The 320-nt window shown below is 67.2% G+C and carries 1 protein-coding gene; it reads left to right on the plus strand.

Features of this window, described 5'->3' with window-relative positions; genetic code table 11:
• The coding region (locus GV790_RS29510) for an aldehyde dehydrogenase family protein (RefSeq protein WP_163818090.1) at positions 1-320 on the plus strand (320 nt) is incomplete at both ends.

Below are 320 nucleotides of genomic sequence, written 5' to 3' on the forward strand. Positions count from 1 at the left end.
ATCCAACAGCGGCCAGACCTGCGCGGGCGTGGAGCGGGTCTATGTCGATCGCTCGGTGCGTGACGAGTTCGTCGCCGAACTGCGGCGCATCCTCACCGACGTCAAGCCCGGCTCCGGCTCGGATGCCAACTACGGCCCGATGACGATGCCGAGCCAGGTCGATATCGTGCGCCGCCACATCGATGACGCCATCGCCAAGGGCGGCACCGCCATTGTCGGCGGCCCGGAATCGGTCAAGGCCCCGTTCATCGAGCCGGTGGTGCTGCTCGACACCGACGAGGACTCCTCGGCGGTCAAGGAGGAAACCTTCGGCCCGACCA

The sequence above is a fragment of the Nocardia cyriacigeorgica genome (assembly GCF_010858045.1).
Lineage (GTDB): Bacteria > Actinomycetota > Actinomycetes > Mycobacteriales > Mycobacteriaceae > Nocardia > Nocardia cyriacigeorgica_E.